This window comes from Delftia tsuruhatensis (genome assembly GCF_903815225.1).
Classification (GTDB): domain Bacteria; phylum Pseudomonadota; class Gammaproteobacteria; order Burkholderiales; family Burkholderiaceae_C; genus Comamonas; species Comamonas tsuruhatensis_A.
This window is the reverse complement of sequence record NZ_LR813084.1, coordinates 2,825,657-2,841,966: the sequence shown is the minus strand read 5'-3', so window position 1 is coordinate 2,841,966 and position 16,310 is coordinate 2,825,657. Positions and strand designations below refer to the sequence as shown.

General features: G+C 67.5%; 13 protein-coding genes. 6 read left to right on the top strand and 7 right to left on the bottom strand.

Annotated features, from left to right (window positions below; translation table 11 throughout):
• Nucleotides 1-5 precede the first annotated feature (5 nt).
• The 6 genes from L1Z78_RS12880 to L1Z78_RS12855 all read right to left on the bottom strand — a co-directional run bounded on the left by L1Z78_RS12880 (nt 6) and on the right by L1Z78_RS12855 (nt 8,822).
• Entirely contained in the window at nt 6-1,094 is a 1,089-nt protein-coding gene (locus L1Z78_RS12880) for an ABC transporter substrate-binding protein (protein ID WP_234641876.1), read from the bottom strand.
• Nucleotides 1,095-1,187: 93 nt separating this feature from the next.
• Nucleotides 1,188-3,812 carry an alanine--tRNA ligase gene (gene alaS / locus L1Z78_RS12875; RefSeq protein WP_234641875.1) on the bottom strand — a complete coding sequence of 875 codons (2,625 nt, stop codon included), beginning with the start codon at nt 3,810-3,812 and terminating at the stop codon, nt 1,188-1,190.
• A 103-nt stretch (nt 3,813-3,915) separates the two neighbouring features.
• Nucleotides 3,916-5,319, bottom strand: a complete 1,404-nt coding sequence (gene oiaK / locus L1Z78_RS12870; RefSeq protein ID WP_234641874.1) for a 3-oxo-isoapionate kinase OiaK — start codon at nt 5,317-5,319, stop codon at nt 3,916-3,918.
• Nucleotides 5,316-6,614, bottom strand: a complete 1,299-nt coding sequence (locus L1Z78_RS12865) for a ribulose-bisphosphate carboxylase large subunit family protein (protein ID WP_234641873.1) — start codon at nt 6,612-6,614, stop codon at nt 5,316-5,318. Before L1Z78_RS12865 ends, oiaK begins: the two co-directional genes overlap by 4 nt.
• Nucleotides 6,614-7,444: a phosphogluconate dehydrogenase C-terminal domain-containing protein gene (locus L1Z78_RS12860; protein WP_234641872.1), complete on the bottom strand. Its 831-nt coding sequence runs from the start codon at nt 7,442-7,444 to the stop codon at nt 6,614-6,616. The genes L1Z78_RS12865 and L1Z78_RS12860 overlap by 1 nt, the downstream gene beginning before the upstream one ends.
• Before the next feature lie 28 nt (nt 7,445-7,472).
• Nucleotides 7,473-8,822 carry an MFS transporter gene (locus L1Z78_RS12855; protein WP_234641871.1) on the bottom strand — a complete coding sequence of 450 codons (1,350 nt, stop codon included), beginning with the start codon at nt 8,820-8,822 and terminating at the stop codon, nt 7,473-7,475.
• Between the two features lie 237 nt (nt 8,823-9,059).
• Here L1Z78_RS12855 and L1Z78_RS12850 point away from each other — a divergent pair, with 237 nt between their 5' ends.
• Nucleotides 9,060-9,977, top strand: coding sequence for a LysR substrate-binding domain-containing protein (locus L1Z78_RS12850; RefSeq protein ID WP_234641870.1), 918 nt, complete (start codon nt 9,060-9,062; stop codon nt 9,975-9,977).
• A 66-nt stretch (nt 9,978-10,043) separates the two neighbouring features.
• Nucleotides 10,044-10,376, top strand: a complete 333-nt coding sequence (locus L1Z78_RS12845; protein ID WP_234641869.1) for a hypothetical protein — start codon at nt 10,044-10,046, stop codon at nt 10,374-10,376.
• Between the two features lie 57 nt (nt 10,377-10,433).
• Here L1Z78_RS12845 and L1Z78_RS12840 read toward each other — a convergent pair whose 3' ends face one another.
• Entirely contained in the window at nt 10,434-11,771 is a 1,338-nt protein-coding gene (locus tag L1Z78_RS12840) for an MFS transporter (protein WP_234641868.1), read from the bottom strand.
• 307 nt (nt 11,772-12,078) lie between these two features.
• Here L1Z78_RS12840 and cyoA point away from each other — a divergent pair, with 307 nt between their 5' ends.
• The 4 genes from cyoA to cyoD all read left to right on the top strand — a co-directional run bounded on the left by cyoA (nt 12,079) and on the right by cyoD (nt 16,263).
• On the top strand, nt 12,079-13,125 hold the full coding sequence (gene cyoA / locus L1Z78_RS12835; protein WP_234641867.1) for a ubiquinol oxidase subunit II: 1,047 nt from the start codon (nt 12,079-12,081) through the stop codon (nt 13,123-13,125).
• A gap of 65 nt (nt 13,126-13,190) precedes the next feature.
• The gene (gene cyoB, locus L1Z78_RS12830) at nt 13,191-15,197 is read left to right on the top strand and encodes a cytochrome o ubiquinol oxidase subunit I (RefSeq protein ID WP_234641866.1); all 2,007 of its coding nucleotides are present in this window, start codon (nt 13,191-13,193) and stop codon (nt 15,195-15,197) included.
• On the top strand, nt 15,190-15,822 hold the full coding sequence (cyoC, locus tag L1Z78_RS12825; RefSeq protein ID WP_234641865.1) for a cytochrome o ubiquinol oxidase subunit III: 633 nt from the start codon (nt 15,190-15,192) through the stop codon (nt 15,820-15,822). The genes cyoB and cyoC overlap by 8 nt, the downstream gene beginning before the upstream one ends.
• The gene (gene cyoD, locus L1Z78_RS12820) at nt 15,823-16,263 is read left to right on the top strand and encodes a cytochrome o ubiquinol oxidase subunit IV (protein WP_234641864.1); all 441 of its coding nucleotides are present in this window, start codon (nt 15,823-15,825) and stop codon (nt 16,261-16,263) included.
• Nucleotides 16,264-16,310: the final 47 nt, after the last annotated feature.

Genomic DNA, 16,310 nt, shown 5'->3' with positions numbered 1-16,310 from the left:
CAGGCTCAACGCAGCAGATGCTTGAGCTCGAAGCCGTAGCGGCCCAGCCCGGGATTGAGGTGCTTGCTGTAGCGGCGAAAGTCCAGCGGCGCCAGCGGTGCGCTGATGCGCCGCTCGTAGCGGTCGATCTGTGACTTGTCCAGCAGGGTGAACATGGGCCGTATCTGCTCCAGTCCCTCGGAGGCGAAGTCGGTCCCGTGGGCGTGGTCGTACAGCATCACCAGCGCCCAGGCTCCCGTCAGGAAATGGCCACCCGCCAGTGCCGACAGTTCACCCGCACGCAAGGCCGTCATGGCTGCGGCCGAGGAGTTGATGGCGCTGAAGAGCGCATCGCGCCCCGGCGTGCCGCCGCGTTCGCGCCAGGCCTGCATGGCGCCAAAGGCCATCTCGTCATTGCCCGCCCAGACCAGGCGCACCTCGGGATAGCGCTGAAACAGCACGCCCGCCTGCTGCTGTGCGCGCTCGCGGCGCCATTCGCCAAAGACTTCCTGGCGCAGCACCACGTCGCCGGCCTCCGCCGCGGCACGCCGCATGCCGGCATTGCGCTCCACGGAAGACGGCGTGGAGCGATCTCCTGCAATGGCCACCATGTGAAGCCGGCCATCCCCTCCCCGCGCCACCCCCGAGGCGCGCGCGCTGGCGATCAGCGACCTGGCCGTCAGATAGCCGGCCTCCTCGGCTCCGGGCTCCAGGCTGCCCAGCCAATGGCGAAAGCGCTCGCGTGCCACGCCGGTCTGACCGCGCAGGGCCTCGGGCACGCCGCTGAAGGCCATGAAGCTGTCTATGCCCGCCATCTCCAGCGTGCGCAGGATCTCCGGCGCCACGCTGTAGTCGTTGGTGAACACCACGTAGCGCGGCCTCTGGACCTTGGGCAAGGCCGCGATCTGGCGGGCGATCTCGATGGGAGCCAGGTGGTCGCGCTGTGCGTAGCGCACCTGCAATTGCATGCCCAGGCTGCGGGCCGCATCCTGCATGGCCTCGCTGACCGTGGTCCAATAGCGCTCATCGGAGCGGCCGGGGTTGATGAAGACCACGCTCTGCGCAAAGGCTGCGGGCGGCTGCGCCAGCAGGCCAAAGCCCAGCAGGCAGGCCATGCGCAGCGCCCACGGCAAGACGCCCCGGTGGGGCTCACCGGGGCGTCTTGCAGTCCTGGCAGCAGGAACCATCTGCCGCTTGCAGTTGCAGGATCAGGCGCGCTCGGCCACCCAGGCCTGCACGCCGGCCAGCGCGGCCGGCAGGCCTGCCGCGTCCGTGCCGCCGGCCATCGCCATGTCGGGCTTGCCACCGCCCTTGCCTCCGACCTGGGTGGCCACGAAGTTCACCAGGTCACCTGCCTTGATGCGCGCCGTCTCGGCCTTGGTCACGCCAGCGGCCAGCTGCACCTTGTCGCCATCGACGGCGGCCAGCACGATGGCGGCGGCGCCCAGCTTGTCCTTGAGCTTGTCCATGGTGTCGCGCAGGGTCTTGGCATCTGCGCCTTCCAGCCTGGCGGCCAGGACCTTGATGCCCTTGACGTCCACGGCCTGGCCGGCCAGTTCGTCGCCCTGGCTGGAAGCCAGCTTGCCCTTGAGGGCTGCCACTTCCTTCTCCAGCGCGCGGATCTGCTCCAGCGCACCGCCGATGCGGGTGTTCAGCTCGGCCGTCGGCGCCTTGAGCGCGGCGGCGGCCTGGTCCACCGTGGATTCCAGCGATTGCAGGTAGGCCAGCGCGTTCTCGCCGGTCACCGCCTCGATGCGGCGCACGCCAGCGGCCACGCCGCCTTCGCCCACCACCTTGAACAGGCCGATGTCGCCGGTGCGCTGCACATGGGTGCCACCGCACAGCTCGCGGCTGCTGCCGATGTCCAGCACGCGCACGGAGTCCCCGTACTTTTCGCCGAACAGCATCATGGCGCCCGTGGCCTTGGCCGATTCGATGTCCATCACGCGCGCATCGGTGGGCGTGTTGTCCAGGATCTCGGCGTTCACGCGGCGTTCGATCTCGCGGATCTCTTCAGCGGTCACGGGCTGGTTGTGGGCGAAGTCGAAGCGCGTGCGCTCGGCATTGACCAGCGAGCCCTTTTGCTGCACGTGGTCGCCCAGCACTTCGCGCAGGGCCTTGTGCATGATGTGCGTGACCGAGTGGTTGCGCATGGTGGCGGCACGCAGCTGCGTGTCCACCTCGGCCTGCACGGCATCGCCTACCTTGAGGCTGCCGGACTCCAGCACGCCGTGGTGGCCGAACACATCGGCCTTGATCTTGAGCGTGTCCTCGACCGCGAAGCGCGCGCCAGCGGTGCCGATCACACCCTGGTCACCCACCTGGCCACCGGACTCGGCATAGAAAGGCGTGGTGTCGAGCACGACCACGCCGTTCTGGCCAGCCTTGAGCTCCTGCACGGCGCTGCCGTCTGCATACAGAGCCACCACCTTGGCGGCCTCGGCCAGCTTCTGGTAGCCCGTGAAGGCATTGGCCTCGCCCGTGTATTCGAGGGCGCGGTCCATCTTGAACTTGCCGGCGGCACGGGCCTTGTTCTTCTGCTCCTCCATGGCGGCCTGGAAGCCCGCCTCGTCCACGCCCAGGCCGCGCTCGCGGCAGACGTCGTTGGTCAGGTCCAGCGGGAAGCCATAGGTGTCATGCAGCTTGAAGGCCACGTCGCCGGGCAGCACCTTGGCGCCACCGGCCAGCGCCGCGTCCAGGATTTCCATGCCGTTGGCCAGGGTCTCGAAGAAGCGCTCTTCCTCGACCTTGAGCACTTCGGTGATGCGTGCCTCCTGCTCGCGGATCTTGGGATAGGCATCGCCCATCACGGCCACCAGGTCCTTGACCAGCTTGTGGAAGAACGGTGTCTTCTGGCCGAGCTTGTAGCCGTGGCGGATAGCGCGGCGCACGATGCGGCGCTGCACGTAGCCCCGGCCTTCGTTGGAAGGAATCACGCCGTCGGCCACCAGGAAGGAGGTCGCACGGATGTGGTCGGCGATGACCTTCAGCGAGGGGTTGTCCAGGTCGGTCGTGTGCGTCTCGCGCGCGGCCGCCTTGATCAGCGCCTGGAACAGGTCGATCTCGTAGTTGCTGTGCACGTGCTGCAGGATGGCAGCCAGGCGCTCCAGGCCCATGCCGGTGTCCACGCAGGGCGCGGGCAGCGGCTTGACGTTGCCTTGCTCGTCCATGTCGAACTGCATGAACACGTTGTTCCAGATCTCGATGAAGCGGTCGCCGTCCTCATCGGGGCTGCCCGGAGGGCCGCCGGCCACGTGGTCGCCGTGGTCGTAGAAGATTTCCGAGCAGGGGCCGCAGGGGCCTGTGTCGGCCATCATCCAGAAATTGTCGCTCTTGTAGCGCCCGCCCTTGTTGTCGCCGATGCGGATCACGCGCTCGGGCGGCAGGCCGATCTCCTGGGTCCAGATGTCGTAGGCCTCGTCGTCCTCGGCATACACCGTGGCCAGCAGGCGCTCCTTGGGCAGCTTGTAGACCTCGGTCAGCAGTTCCCAGGCCCACTTGAGCGACTCGCGCTTGAAGTAGTCGCCGAAGGACCAGTTGCCCAGCATCTCGAAGAAGGTGTGGTGGCGGGCCGTGTAGCCCACGTTCTCCAGGTCGTTGTGCTTGCCGCCGGCGCGCAGGCAGGTCTGCACCGAGGTCGCGCGCTTGTAGGGGCGCTTGTCGGTGCCCAGGAACACGTCCTTGAACTGGACCATGCCCGAGTTGGTGAACATCAGCGTGGGATCGTTGCCCGGCACCAGGGGGCTGGACTCGACGATGGTGTGGCCCTTGGATGCGAAAAAGTCCAGGAAGCTCTTGCGGATGTCGGCAACGGTGAAAGTGGGTGTGCTCATGGTGTCTAGGAGTTCGGAGCGCCCGCGCAAGGCGCTGTCCCCGAGGGGCAATCCGGCATTATAGGATTGCCCCATCCTCCCTCGCGCAAGCCGGGCCACCCCCTCAGTCCGCCAGCGCGCGGCCGGCGCGCACCGCGCCGAAGAACGAAGCCGCGCCCATCTGCCCGCCCTTGAGCACGATCTCCAGGCCATCGACGGCAGGGTCGCTGGAATATGCGCGGCACAGCGGCGCGCCCGGCACCAGGGCGGCTTGCACCTGCAGCGCATCGATGCCCAGCGCCCCGGCCACCTCGCCGGAGCTGTCGCCACCGGCCACCACCACCCGCCGCACCCGGCTGGCGGCCAGCATGCCGCGCATGGCGGCCGCCAGCGCCCGGCCCACCTGGCGCGCGGCGGCCGCCCGGGACAGCCCGGCGGCCGAGGCCATGGCCTCGAAACCCCGCACGGCCGGATCATCGGGCCCTTCGGCACTGTGGACGATGGCGCTGCGCCCCTGCGCCAGCGCCTGCACGGCGGCGCCCACGGCGCGCTGCACCTCGGCATCGCAGGCCGCAGGGTCCGTGGGGTCCAGCACCCGGGACAGGTCCAGCCGCTGGACATGAAAGCCCTGGTCCCGCGCCCAGGCGATCTGCGCCGCCGTCACCGGCGAGCAACTGCCGCTGACGGCGGCGACCACCGGCACGGCCGGTGCCGGCGGCAGCGCATGGGCCGCCGGCAGCCAGCCGCATGCGCGCCAGTAGGCGATCAGCGCGTACTGCAGGCCCGACGAAGCGGCACAGAACAGGCCCGCGCCGCGCTGCTCCCAGACCAGGCGGCCGGCCTCCTGCAAGGTCTGCTCGTCCAGCACATCGATGGCCACCACGGGCGGCGCGCCGTCCGCCAGCAGCGCCTGCAGGCGCTCCACCGCCCTGCCCTCGCCCAGTTGCAGCATGTCGATGAGCGCCAGCCGGCGCCCAGTCTGCCGCGCCAGGTGCAGGCGCACGTCGGCCTCGTCCATGGGCGTGACCGGGTGGCGCGCCATGGTGGGGTGCCGGTCCAGCCGGTGTCCCGTGCCACCGGCCACGGCAAACAGGTTGCCGAACACCTGGTAGCGCCCCAGCGAGGGCACGCCCACGATGAGCGGCACCCAGTGCCCCGGCATCAGCGGCGCGCCCAGGTCGATGGCTCGCCCTATGGAGCCGATGGACGGCGAGGAGTCGAAGGTGGAGCAGACCTTGTAGTGCAGCAGCGGCGCGCCCAGCGCGGCCAAATTGGCAAAGGCGGCTGGCAGTTCACGCTCCATCCAGTCCGTGCCGCGCCCGCGCGCATCGCCAGCCAGCCCCACGCAGCGCACGTCCGGAAAGCGGTCCAGCAGTTGCGGTGTGGGTGGGCGCAGGCACAGCACGGTAGGCAGGCCCGCCGCCGCCAGCGCCTGCATGGCATCGGTGGACCCCGTGAAGTCGTCGCCGTAGTAGGACAGCAGCAGGCCCGGCGGCAAGCCCTGGGGAGGTGACGGCGCCGCCCTCATCGCCAGAACTCCAGGGCCCGGCGCAGGGCCGGGCTGTGCACCGCGCGCTCGGTCAGGGGCTGGCCCTGCAGGGCCGCGCTCCAGGACTCGCGCAGCGCCTGCACGCCAGCGGCCACGCCATCCGGGTGACCGAAGATGCCTCCGCCCACAGTGTGGATGAGATCAGCGCAGCCCAGCGCGGCGAAGGTGTCATGTGCCTGCAGCCCGGTCTGGCCCGAGCTGAACACGGGCATGGCCTGCAGGGGTGCGTCCGCCCACAGGCCGGCCAGCACGGCCCGGGCGGCGGCGATCACGCTGTCGTCGGGCTCGCTGAATTTGTTGCGCAGGCCATTGACATGCAGATGGTCAACGCCGGCCAGGCGCCACAGCATCTGCCAGGGCGCATAGTCCCAGCCCAGTTGCGGGCAGCGCGTCAGATAGCCCCAGCCCGCGCGGTGGCCGTGGATGGGCAGTTGGGCATGCAGCCGCAGCGCATGCACGCCCACCAGGCCCACGGACTGCAGGCAGACCATGATGCAGGTGCCGCCCTCGGCCAGCACCAGGTCGTGGCGGCGCCGCATCTGGTCCAGGTCGCCCGTCAGGTTGAAGGCCACCATGGCCTTGCGGCCGGTGCGCTCGGCCGCCGCGCGCACTTCGCGCATGACGGCGCGCACGCGCTGCTCGAACGGGCAATGCGGGCCGTCGGCCTGCAGTTCGTCGTCCTTGATGAAGTCGATGCCGGCGTCCAGCAACTGGCGCACCTGCAAGGCGGTCTCTTCGGGCGACAGGCCCACGCTGGGCTTGATGATGGTGCCCACCAGCGGCCCCTGCGCCACGCCGGCCAGCCGCCGTGTGCCCGCGATGCCGAAGGCCGGGCCCGGATAAGCCTGGGCAAAGGACGCCGGCAGCCCCAGCCCCGTGAGCCGCAGCCCCGAGACCTGGCGCAGCTCGAACAGATTGCCCGCCACGGTGGACAACAGGTTGGGGAGCGAGGGGCCGAGGTTGCCCATGGGCCAGGACAGTTGCAGCCTGCAGCGCCGGTAACGCCCGCCCTGCGCGGGCGCCATGGCGCCGGGCAGGCTGGGCGCCTCGGCCTCGTCCAGCAGCTCGATGCGCTCGACGCGGGCACCGGCGCGCTCGCGCAGCTCGGGCGTCTCGCCGGGCAGGGCCACGAAGGTGCCGCTGGACTGTTCGCCGGCAATGGCCAGGGCCGCACGCTCGGGGTCGTCGCCGGTTTCCAGCCAGTAGCTGGCATGCAGGCGTTCCTGTGCGGCAGTGGCGCGGTCGGCAGTTGGTGCGGGATGGAGCCTGCTCATCAGGTGATCCGCTGGATGCTTTGCGCGATCTCGTCGCGGTCGAAAACCTGCAGCCAGTCGTCGCGCATCAGGCGGGGCTTGCCGTGGGTGATGGCCTTGTTGCAGGCGTCCGAGAAGGCGCCCGGGATCTCGTTGAAGATCACGGCGCCCAGGATGTTCATGTGGCCCAGCAGGAAGTCGCGTGCGCAGTCAGGGGGCACGCCCCGGCGCACGGTCTCGTCCATGGCCTCGCGCATCACCGACAGCAGCGTGGCGCAGACGGTCTCCGACAGGCCGGGCTCCAGCAGCGCCATCTGCTCCACCGTGAGCCGGTAGGAGCGCAGGATGGGCGCATAGATGGCCTTGGCGATGTCCTCGCCCAGGTCGAAGGCCTCTTCCGGCCCCTGCATGAGCGCGCTGGTGATGGACTGTTTGGCCGCACCGCCGCCAAAGTAGTCGCGCCGCGCCTCGGGCGTGGTCTCGTCGTTGTAGATGGTGGGGTGGCAGGGATGGGCCACGAAGTACACCAGGTCCGGCCTGTCGGGCAGGTGGCCGGCAAAGGGCGCGGCCGCGTCCAGCGTCATCACCATGGTGCCGGGGCGCAGCCGGGGCGCGATTTCGGCGGCGATGCGGCCGATCAGCGTGTCGGGCACGGCCAGGATGACCACGTCCACTCCCTCCAGCGCGGCGTCCGCGTCCACGCACTCCAGGCCCAGCTCCTCGCGCAAGCGCTGGCGCCCGGCCTCTCCCACCTCCACGTGGGCCACGCGGTAATCCGTCTTGAGCAGGTTGCGCGCCAGGCGCACGCCCATCTTTCCACCCGCCCCGAACAGGGCAATCCTTGCGGTCATCGTTGATGTCTCCCTTGAAAAAACGCGTTCAGGCACGGGCCTGCGCTGCGTCTGGCGCAGACCCCGCATCCCCCTGCCGCCTTGAAGGCATGGCGAACATGAGCACGCCCGACAGGGCCATGCACCCGCCCACCAGCAGCATGGGCAGTTGGTAGGAGCCCGTGGCGTCCTTGAGCGCCCCCGTGATGAAGGGTGCGGCAAAGCCGGCGAGATTGCCGATGGTGTTGATCAGCGCAATGCCGGCGGCCGCCCCCGCCCCGGTCAGGAAGCGCACGGGAAGGGCCCAGAAATTGGGCAGTGCCGAGAAGATGGAGCAGGCCGTGACCGTGATGCAGGCCACCGTGGCCACCGGCGATTGCAGGGTCAGGGCCAGGGGAATGCTGGCCGCGCCCACGAAGGCCGGTACGCCGACATGCCAGGCCCGCACGCCGCGCCGCGCGGCATCGGCGCTCCACAGGTACAGCGCCGCGGCGGCAGGCAGGTAGGGGATGGCGGTGATCAGGCCCTTGTCGAACACATCGAAGCGCGTGCCGAACCGGCTCTCGAAGCCGGCGACGATGGTCGGCAGGAAGAAGGCCAGCGCATACAGCCCGTAGATGAAGCCGAAGTAGATCAGCGACAGCAGCCACACCCGCCCGCTGCGCAGGGCCTGCCGGGCTTGCTCGCCATGGCCCTGGCCTTGGCGCTTGCCCTGGTCCTCACGGGCCAGCTCGTCCGTGAGCCAGCGGCTCTCTGCAGGCGTCAGCCAGCGCGCCTGGGAGGGGCTGTCGGCCAGATAGAACCAGGCGGCCACGCCGACCGCGATGGCGGGAATGGCCACGCCGAAGAACATGATGCGCCAGCCCTGCAGCCCCCACAGCCCGTCGGCCCCTATGAGCAGGGCCGCCAGCGGCGCGCCGACGACGATGGTCAGCGGCTGGGCCAGGTAGAACAGCGCCAGGATGCGGCTGCGGTGGCGCGCCGGCACCCACAGGCTCAGGTAGAGGATGGCACCGGGGAAGAACCCGGCCTCGGCCACGCCCAGCAGAAAGCGCAGCACATACAGCTCCTGCGCGCTGCCCACCCAGGTGAACAGCAGGGCCACGATGCCCCAGGTCACCATGATGCGCGCCAGCCAGCGCCGCGCGCCCAGCCGGTGCAGGGCGAGGTTGCTGGGAATCTCCAGCAGGATATAGCCCACGAAGAAGATGCCGGCCGCAAAGCCGAACTGGGCCGCGCTCAGGGCCAGGTCCCGGACCATGCCGTTGGGACCGGCGAACGAGATCGCCGTGCGGTCCAGGAAATTGATGAAGAACATCAGGGCGATGAACGGCACGAGCCGTATCGAGACCTTGCGGATCGCGGATCGCTCCACGCACTGCAGTGCAGCGTTGTCCATGGTGTTTTGTCTCCTGTTGGAAGGAAGGGGCTGGCTGCACCGTTTTCACCGTCTGCATTGGCTGCAGTGGCCGGTTGCGCCGCCTTGTGTTTTTCACACCTGGAATCTATCGATGGCATCCTGTGGCAACAAACGATTTGTGGTCCGCGCGATGTGAGCAAAAATCACATCCGGCCCGCAACGCCACACCTGCCGGCGTCCGGCAGGAATCGCCTCCCACACCACCCGGCCAGCACCATGCCCACACCACGCCCCTCGCTCAATGCCCTGCACACCTTCGAGGCCGTGGCGCGCCTGCGCAGCATGACGCTGGCGGCCGAGGAACTGTGCGTGACGCACGGCGCCGTGAGCCGCCAGATCAAGACGCTGGAAGACACGCTGGGCATGGCTCTTTTGCGGCGCACCGCCCACGCCAGCGAGCCCACGGCCGAGGGCCTGCGCCTGGCCGAAGGGCTGGGCGCGGCCTTCGGCATCATCGATGCCAGCCTGGAGCAGCTGCAGCCCGGGCCGCTGACGCTATCGTGCTCGGCCTCGGTGCTGATGCATTGGCTGCTGCCGCGCATGGCGCGCTTCCATGCCCGGCATCCGCAGACCGTGCTGCAGTTCCACATGAACTACGACCAGATCGACTTCATCCGCGACAAGGTCAGCGTGGCCATCCGCAGCAGCGTGATCGCCGCGCCGCGCGATGCCCTGGTGCGCGAGCTGGTGACCGAGTGCGTGGGACCCGTCTGCTCGCCCGACTACCTGGCCACCACGCCGATCCACAGGTCCGGCGACCTCGCCAATGCCCGCCTGCTGGCCACCAGAACCCGGCCCGAAGCCTGGTCCGACTGGCAGGCCGCCGCAGGCTTGCCAGCGGCCGGCACGCCGCCGGTGCCGCTGTCGCCGCAGGAAAGCTATGAACATTTCTATCTGCTGATCCAGGCCGCCGCCTGCGGCCTGGGTGTGGCCATGGTGCCGCAGATGCTGGTGCAGGAAGAGTTGCGAGCAGGCCGGCTGGTGGCACCACTGGGCTTTGTGCCCGGTCCACGGCACCTGCAGCTGTGGGTGGCGCCCCATCTGGGCCGCAGGGCCGACATTCTTGCGCTGGAGAAATGGCTGGCGCAGGAGATGGGGGAGATGGCTGGCACAGGCGATCTCGCCGTTCCCTGATCCCGCTCAGGCTGCGCGCGACGGGCGCCCCGGATAATCGCCAGCCGGAACCACAGCAAGCACACCATGGCGCAACCACAGACACCCGAGCCTCATTCCAGCGAACCGCCCCCCGCCGCCAGCGCCAACGGGTCCCATCCGGCCAAGCCACCGAAAAGCAGCATCGTGCCCTGGCTCATCGGCCTGCCCGTGGCCTTTTTCGCTGTACTCATGCTGGCTGGCCAGCTGCTGTCCACGCCAGAGGGCGAGGCGCGCTGGGTGGAGCGCGAAACCATCAAGATCTGCCGCAAGGAAACCGCGCGGCCCGAGGCCGAGCGCAAGACGCAGCAGTTTGAGTCGGTGCAGGACTGCGACAGGCTCGAATTCGACTTCAAGCAGCGCTACGGTGAAAACCCCTGAGGCGAAGGCACAACGAAAAAGGCCGGCAGAGCCGGCCTTTGGCTTGCGAGGGCCAGTTCAGTCGCGCGTCTCGATGGCCCGGTTGATGCCCAGCGCCGCCAGGGTGCACAGCGCACCCGACAGCAGATAGATACCGAGCGCCACCAGCCCGAAGCGCGAGGACACACCCAGCGCCACCAGCGGAGCGAACGCGGCGCCTACCAGCCAGGCCATGTCCGAGGACAAGGCCGCGCCGGTGTAGCGATAGCGTGAGGGGAAGTTGGACGTCACCGTGCCTGCGGCCTGGCCGTAGGACAGGCCCAGCAGGATGAAGCCCACGATGATGAACACGTTGTTGCCGGCCGCGCCGCTGCCCAGCAGCCAGGGCGCCAGGAAGCTGAAGATGCCGATCAGGCAGGCCATGGTGCCCAGGGTGTTGCGCCGACCGACACGGTCGGCCAGCCAGCCCGAGACCATGATGGCCACGGCCGCGCACAGGGCGCCGACGATCTGCACGCCCAGCACATGGTTCACCGACTGGTCCGAGTACAGCGAGATCCAGGACAGCGGGAAGATGGTCACCAGGTGGAACAGCGCGAAGCTGGCCAGGGCCGCGAAGGCGCCGATCACCACGTTGCGGCCTTCGTCGCGCATCAGCGGCAGCACGCCCATGGGTTCCAGCTCACGCTGGGCCAGCAGTTCGGTATAGGACTGACCCACGACCAGCCGCAGGCGCGCGAACAGCGCCACCACGTTGATGGCGAAGGCCACGCAGAACGGATAGCGCCAGCCCCAACCGAGGAACTCGTCGGCATCGACATGGGCATAGATGAAGGCGAACAGGCCTGCCGCGAGCACGAAGCCCAGGGGAGCGCCCAGCTGGCCGATCATCGAATACCAGCCCCGTCGGTTCTTGGGAGCCGACATGGCCAGCAGCGACGGCAGGCCGTCCCAGGATCCGCCCAGGGCAATGCCCTGCCCCACGCGCAGCACCGCCAGCGCGATGATGGCGTTCACGCCCGCCTGCTGATAGCTGGGCAGGAAGGCCATGCCCACCGTGCACACGCCCAGCAGGAACAGTGCCAGCGTCAGCTTGGTCGCGCGCCCCCATCGCCGCTGAACGGCCATGGACAGCGCCGTGCCCAGCGGGCGCGCGACGAAGGCCAGCGCGAAGATGGCGAACGACATCAGCGTGCCGTCGAGCTTGGAGAGGAAGGGAAACAGCAGTGCCGGGAAGACCAGCACGCAGGCGATGCCGAACACGAAGAAGTCGAAGTACTCCGAGGACCGCCCGATGATCACGCCGACCGCGATCTCGTTGGGCGTGACATCCTCGTGGGTGTCGGCGCGGGACAGAGATTCCTTGCTCTCATAGCCTCCGGCGGGGAAGCTTGCAGTTGTGTCGAGGCCGCTCATAGATGGATGCTCCTTGTCTCGTCTCACTGACGGCTCCGTTCTACGCCCTCGCTTGATCTGGCGCAAGGGCGGTTTCACCTTGGCCGATGTCGGTGTTTATCCTGCTGCGCACCGCCCCGAAATGCGGTCTCCGGGCCGGGGGGCAGGCCCATCCCGCCCGGTCCACCCCGCCAGGTAGCAGAAAGTTCCCGCCTTCTCCTTGACGTTGGACAAAATGTCCAATGGACAAATTTATACTTCGTAATACATTTGCCCGGATCTTGTAATCCGCGTTTCTATGTAAACGCGCTCTTGTCGCGCCCCTAGCATGCTAAAAATCAAGGAACTCCGTGGGCCTGCATGGCTCACCGCGGCCGCTTTGGCAGCCAGTCTCACTGGCTGCAGCAAAGCCGTCGTGCTCAACCCGGCCGGCGATATCGCCGCGCAGCAAGGCAACCTGGTGGTCACGGCCACCTTGCTGATGCTGATCATCATCATCCCGGTGATCATCCTCACGCTGCTGTTCGCCTGGAAGTACCGCCAGTCGAACACGGAGGCCCGCTACGACCCCGAATGGCACCACTCCACCACGCTGGAGCTGGTGATCTGGTCCGTGCCGCTGATGATCATCATTGCGCTGGGCGCCATCACCTGGATCAGCACCCACAAGCTGGACCCCTACCGTCCGCTGGACCGCGTCTCGGCCACCAAGCCCTTGAGCACCGACGTCAAGCCCATGGAGGTGCAGGTCGTGGCCATGGACTGGAAGTGGCTCTTCTTCATCCCTGAAAAAGGCATCGCCACCGTCAACGAGCTGGCCGCTCCCGTGGACAGGCCCATCCACTTCAAGCTGACCGCCACCTCGACGATGAACGCCTTCTACGTTCCCGACCTGGCCGGCATGATCTACGCCATGCCCGGCATGCAGACCGAGCTGAACGCCGTGATCAACAAGCCTGGCGTGTTCCACGGCCTGGCTTCGCACTACAGCGGCGCCGGCTTCTCGGGCATGACCTTCAAGTTCCACGGTCTGAGCGACGAGGAGTTCGAGCAGTGGGTGGCCAAGGCCAAGTCCGAGGGCAAGGCCCTGACGCGCGACACCTACCTGAATCTGGTCAAGCCCAGCGAGCGCAATCCGGTCGAGCGCTTCGCATCCGTGGATGAGGGCCTGTACGACAAGGTGCTCAACCGCTGCGTCGAAGAAGGCAAGATGTGCATGCACCACATGATGGCCATCGACGCCGCAGGCGGTGAAGCCTACCTCAAGGCCGTGGGCATGAACCTGCCCCAGGATGTGTGCACGGTGCAAAACGCCGACCGCGTCGTGGCCTTCCTGGACCAGCGCGACGGCTCGGCCGCTGGCGCACAGCAATAAGCAGATAGCGGAGGCGGACGGCGGCCACGCCATCGCCCGCTCCCAAACGACCTAAGAGACTCGATATGTCTGAACATACCTCCCCGGCGCAGGCTCATTGGCTGCTGGGACGAATCACCTGGGACTCCATCCCGATGGCGCATGAGCCCATCGTGCTGGTGACCTTCATCGCCGTGGTGCTCGGCGGCCTCGGCGTGCTGGGCCTGCTCACCAAGTTCCGCCTCTGGGGCCCGCTGTGGCGCGACTGGCTGTGCAGCATCGACCACAAGAAGATCGGCATCATGTACATGATCCTCGGTCTGGTCATGCTGCTGCGCGGCTTCGCCGACGCACTGATGATGCGCCTGCAGCAGGCCATGGCCTTCGGCGACAACCTCGGCTACCTGCCCCCGCACCACTACGACCAGATCTTCACGGCCCACGGCGTGATCATGATCTTCTTCGTGGCCATGCCTTTCGTGACCGGCCTGATGAACTATCTGGTGCCGCTGCAGATCGGCGCCCGCGACGTGTCCTTCCCGTTCCTGAACAACTTCAGCTTCTGGATGACCACGGGCGGCGCCGTGCTGGTGATGATCTCGCTGTTCCTGGGCGAGTTCTCCACCTCCGGCTGGCTGGCGCTGTCCAACCTGGGCGCGCAGAACCCCGGGGTCGGGCTTGACTACTACATCTGGGGCCTGCAGGTGGCGGGCGTCGGCACGACGCTCTCGGGCATCAACCTGATCGTGACCATCATCAAGATGCGCGCACCCGGCATGAACCTGATGAAGATGCCCGTCTTCACCTGGACCGCCCTGTGCACGAACGCGCTGATCGTGGCCTCGTTCCCCATTCTGACCGCAGCCCTGGTGCTGATGTCGCTGGACCGCTACGTCGGCACGAACTTCTTCACGAATGAGCTGGGCGGCAACCCCATGCTGTACGTGAACCTGATCTGGATCTGGGGCCACCCCGAGGTCTACATCCTGATCCTGCCCTGCTTCGGCATCTTCTCCGAGATCGTCTCGACCTTCAGCCGCAAGCGCCTGTTCGGCTACACCTCCATGGTGTACGCGACGGTGTGTATCACCATCCTGTCCTATCTGGTCTGGCTGCACCACTTCTTCACCATGGGCTCCGGCGCCAGCGTGAACACCTTCTTCGGCATCACGACGATGATCATCTCGATCCCGACGGGCGCCAAGATCTTCAACTGGCTGTTCACCATGTACCGCGGCCGCATCCGCTTCACCGTGCCGATGCTGTGGACCGTGGGCTTCATGTGCACCTTCGCCATCGGCGGCATGACTGGCGTGCTGCTGGCCGTTCCCCCGGCCGACTTCGTGCTGCACAACAGCCTGTTCCTGATCGCCCACTTCCACAACGTGATCATCGGCGGCGTGGTGTTCGGCGTGTTCGCCGGCATCAACTTCTGGTTCCCCAAGGCCTTCGGCTACAAGCTGGACGAGTTCTGGGGCAAGTGCTCCTTCTGGTTCTGGCTGGTCGGCTTCTGGGTGGCCTTCACGCCGCTGTACGTGCTGGGCCTGATGGGCGTGACCCGCCGTGCCAACCACTTCGAGGATCCCTCCCTGCAGATCTGGTTCGTGATCGCAGCCTGCGGTGCCGGCCTGGTCGCCCTGGGCATCGGCAGCTTCCTGATCCAGCTCGTGGTCAGCTTCTTCAAGCGCGACCAGCTGCGCGACGAGACCGGCGACCCCTGGGAAGGCCGTACGCTGGAATGGGCCACCTCCTCGCCCCCTCCCCAGTACAACTTCGCCTTCACGCCCGTGGTACATGAGATCGATGCCTGGTGGGACATGAAGAAGCACGGCTACAAGCGTCCGCTGTCCGGCTTCAAGCCCATCCACATGCCCGCCAACACCGGCGCCGGCGTGGTGATCGCTGCACTGTCCACGGTCTTCGGCTTCGCGATGATCTGGCACATGTGGCCCCTGGCGATCGCCTCCTTCGCCGCCACCGTGCTGGCATCGATCATCCACACGTTCAACTACAAGCGCGACTACTACATCCCCGCCGCCGAAGTCTCGGCCACGGAGGAGCTGCGCACACAACAGCTGGCACGTCATGTCTGATATCCGTTACACCGCAGGCGGCGCTGCCGCCCTGGCTCCGCGCGAGTTCCACCTCGCCGAGGAACCCCATCCCGAAAACGGCACCGCCCTGGGCTTCTGGCTCTACCTGATGAGCGACTGCCTGATCTTCGCGGCGCTGTTCGCCACCTACGGCGTGCTGGGCCGCAGCTACGCGGCCGGCCCCACGGGCGCGCAGTTGTTCGACCTGCCGCTGGTGGCCATGAACACGGCCTTCCTGCTGCTGTCGTCCATCACCTTCGGCTTCGCCATGCTGCAAAAGCAGCAGGGCAAGATCGGCGGCACCCAGCTGTGGCTGGCCATCACCGGCCTGTTCGGTCTGTGCTTCCTGGGCCTGGAACTCTATGAGTTCTCCCACCTGCTGCACGAAGGCGCCGGCCCGCAGCGCAGCGCCTTCCTGTCCTCGTTCTTCACGCTGGTGGGCACCCACGGCCTGCACGTGACCTTCGGCCTGATCTGGCTGGTCACCCTGATGATCCAGATCAACAAGCACGGCCTGACGCCCGAGAACAACCGCCGCCTGATGTGCCTGTCGATGTTCTGGCACTTCCTGGACGTGATCTGGATCGGCGTCTTCACTTTTGTTTACCTGATGGGGGTGCTGTAAATGGCTGCACACGACATCCACGCCGGCCATGGCCACGGTCACCACGACCATCATGGCCATGACGACCACCACCACGATGCCGGCCCGCACAGCACCTTCTCGGGCTACATGTGGGGCTTCGTGCTGTCCATCATCCTGACGGCCATCCCGTTCTGGCTGGTGATGGCCAACGTCATCTCCGACCGTGCGACGGCGGTGCTCGTGCTCGGTGGCTTCGCCGTGGTGCAGATCGTGGTCCACATGATCTTCTTCCTGCACATGAACGGAAAGATCGAAGGCGGCTGGACCATGCTGTCCACCATCTTCACCGTGGTCTTCGTGGCCATCGGCATCGCCGGCACGCTGTGGGTCATGTTCCACATGAACACCAACATGATGCCCCAGCACACCATGCCGGCCGCACCTGCGGCGCAGACGGCCCCGGCCGTGGTCACGCCTTGACCGCCTCCGGCCCCTCCAGCCACGCCGGCGCCACGCGCCGGCGTGGC